Source organism: Hydrogenophaga sp. (assembly GCF_051007235.1).
In the GTDB taxonomy this organism is placed as follows: domain Bacteria; phylum Pseudomonadota; class Gammaproteobacteria; order Burkholderiales; family Burkholderiaceae_C; genus Hydrogenophaga.
This window is the reverse complement of the sequence record NZ_JBPCSJ010000019.1, coordinates 1-3,197: the sequence shown is the minus strand read 5'-3', so window position 1 is coordinate 3,197 and position 3,197 is coordinate 1. Positions and strand designations below refer to the sequence as shown.

General features: G+C 65.8%; 1 protein-coding gene and 1 pseudogene. Both read right to left on the bottom strand.

The features are described 5' to 3' along the window. The coding region (gene rpoD / locus ACR2JA_RS00665) for an RNA polymerase sigma factor RpoD (RefSeq protein WP_434007212.1) at window positions 1–1,935 on the bottom strand (1,935 nt) is incomplete at its 3' end. Between the two features lie 292 nt (window positions 1,936–2,227). Continuing rightward, window positions 2,228–3,197: pseudogene (locus ACR2JA_RS00660) on the bottom strand (DNA primase); the annotation flags it as partial.

Sequence of the window (3,197 nt, the reverse complement as noted above, 5' to 3'; positions counted from 1 at the left end):
CTCCATCTTCTCGGCCAGGATGGACGCATCGGGCTCGAAACCGTGTTCCTGCAAATGCTGGCGGCTGATGCGGTTCATCTTGTTGATGGTCTCGATCATGTGCACCGGGATGCGGATGGTGCGGGCCTGGTCGGCGATCGATCGCGTGATGGCCTGGCGGATCCACCACGTGGCGTAGGTCGAGAATTTGTAGCCGCGACGGTATTCGAACTTGTCCACCGCCTTCATCAGGCCGATGTTGCCTTCCTGGATCAGGTCCAGGAACTGCAGGCCGCGGTTGGTGTACTTCTTCGCGATGGAGATCACCAGGCGCAGGTTGGCCTCGATCATTTCCTTCTTGGCGTCGCGCGAGGTGGATTCGCCCTGGTTCATCCGCTTGTGGATGTCCTTGAGGTGGGCCAGCGGCACGACCACGCTGCTCTGGATGGTGATCAGGCCCTGTTGCAGTTCCTGCACCGGCGGGATGTTGCGCTGCATCACCGTGCTCCAGGACTTGCCGGCGGCGGCCTGCTTCTCGATCCACTTGAGGTTCAGCAGGTTGTCCGGGAACTCGGCGATGAACTTCTCCTGCGGCATGCCGCACTTGTCCACGATGATGCGGCGCAGCTCGCGCTCTTTCTTGCGCACCTCGTCCACCTGACCGCGCACGGTGCCGCACAGCTTCTCGATCGCCTTGGCGGTGAAGCGGATGGTCATCAGCGTTTCGGTGATGGACTGCTGGGTCTTGACGTAGTGGGGCGTGCCGTAGCCTTCCTTGTCGTAGATCTTGTGCAGCTTTTCGAACAGGGTGCGCATGGTATCGAAGCGCTCCAGCGCTTCGCGCTTGAGTTCTTCGAGCTTGCGCGTCAGGGCCTTGGAGCCGCCCTTGCCGTCGTCGTCGTCGGCTTCGTCGTAGTCGTCAAAGTCTTCTTCGGCCACGTAGTCGTCGGCCGCGTCGGCGTCGGCAAAGCCGTCGACCACGGTGGAGATGACCACCTTGCCACTGCGGATCTCTTCGGCCATGGCCAGGATCTCGGCGATGGTGGCCGGCGATTCGCTGATCGCGGCCATCATGTCGTTCAGGCCGCCTTCGATGCGCTTGGCGATTTCGATTTCGCCTTCGCGCGTCAGCAGCTCGACCGTGCCCATCTCGCGCATGTACATGCGCACCGGGTCGGTTGTGCGGCCGAATTCGCTGTCCACGGTGGACAGGGCGGCTTCGGCTTCTTCCTCGGCTTCTTCTTCGGTCGCGGCGGTCGGGCCGGTGTTGTTCAGCAACAGGGTTTCGGCATCGGGCGTCTGTTCGTAGACGGCCACGCCCATGTCGTTGAGCAGCGACACCACCACTTCCAGCGTCTCGGCCTCGACCAGCTTGTCGGGCAGGTGGTCGTTGATTTCGCCGTGCGTCAGGTAGCCACGGGTCTTGCCGAGCTTGATCAGGGTCTTGAGGCGTTCGCGGCGGCTGCGCGCTTCTTCTTCGGACAGGACGGTCTCGTCCAGGCCGAATTCCTTCATCAGCGCGCGCTCCTTGGCTTTGCTGATCTTCATGCGCAGCGGCTTGACCTTCTCGGTCGGCTGCGTGGTGTCGGCCACTTCCTCGACCACTTCCTCGGCCAGATCCTCTTCGATGTCGCTCAGGTCGGCATCGTCCAGATCGCTGGCTTCCTTGGCGCCGGCCTTGGGCTTGCGGCCACGCTTGGCGGCCGGCTTGTCGGCGGCGGCCTTGGCGGGGCGGCCCGGCTTTTTCTTCGCCGGTTCGGCGGCTTCGGCGCCGGTTTCGATCTCTTCGGCAGCGGCCTTGGCCTTGGGCGCCTTGGCGGCGGCGGTCTTGGGGGTGGATTTCGCGGTCACAGGAGTGGAGGCTTTCTTCTTGGGCTCGACGGCGGCCGCGCTGGCGGCGGTCTTCTTGGCGGCTTGGGTGCTGGCAACAGGCGTACTGGCTTTCTTCGCGGGCATGGGAACCTCAAAAAACGTCAGGGAAGGAACCGGCTGAGACACACAAAAACGCCAGAAATTCACCGCAGGCGGCGCCGTCTGGAGGTTTTTGCTGGCACAACGCCCGCACTTCGCCGGGGAAGGGCAGGCCTGCAAGCTGGTGGGCGAACATTTGGTGTGCAGTCCTTGCGGGTTTCCGTCAGGACCGGGGCGGTCGCTGAGGTGGCCGGGTATCAGTTTCCCGTGACCCCTGTGCTGGGGTTTGGCCGGTGCCGGAGGTGCTGCTGTCGCGCTTGCGGTGCAAAACCCGTGATTATACCGGGTGGCTCGGTTGCAGGGCTTTGATGCGTTCGTTGATCTCGCGCAGGCGCTCGCGGGCGACGGGGTCGGTGGCCGCCTGGACCGACAGGGCCTGGCTTTGCCGCATCAGTTCGTCGCGGCGCAGCAGGTCCATGACCCCTGCAAGTTCTTCCAGTTCGGCCGAGGAGTCGGCGGCGATGGTGGCCTGTTCCACCTCGGCGCAGACATAGCCTTCAAACACCTGTCCACGCAGGGCTTCGCGCAGCGCCGCCCACGGCTGGGCACCGTGTTCGTGCAACTGCGCTTCCAGCCAGGCGAACACCGGCCCGTGCGGTGCCGGCAGGTGGGCCAGCAGCGCGTGGTCGTCGGCCGACAGGCTGTCCCAGGCACTCGCGTTGGCCAGCAACAGGCCGACCGCGCGGTCGACCCGGCTCTTGCTCGCCATCTGGCGGCCCAGCATGCGCGGTGGTGGCGGTGGGTTCTTGCGCCAGCCGCCTTTGCCGCCACCGCTCCAGCTGAGGTTGGTCCGGTTGCCGTTGGCGGGCGTCCAGTGGCCGCCGTCGGCCGGGTAGCTGGGCGCCTGACCGCTGTCGTGGTGGCTGGGGGCTTCGTGGCGCGAGGCGTCGGCACTGCCGGGCGCCGCCTGGCGCTCGGGAGGGCGTTCACCGCGGGGCGCGCGCTGGCCAGGGGCGGCTTGTTGCCACAGCTGTTGCAGGTCCGACGTGCCGATGCCGATGTGCTGCGCCAGCTCGCCCAGCAGCTGGCGCTTGAGCGCGCCTTCGGGCAGCGCGCTCCACAGCGGTCGCGCCTGGCTGGCCAGGCGGGCACGGCCCTCAGCTGTGCTCAGGTCGCAGTCAGCGCTGGCCGCATCGACCAGAAAACGCGAGAGCGGCACGGCCTGCTTGACGAAGCTGGCGAACGCGTCGGCGCCGTGTGCACGGATGTAGCTGTCCGGGTCGTGTTCCGGTGGCAGGAACAGGAAT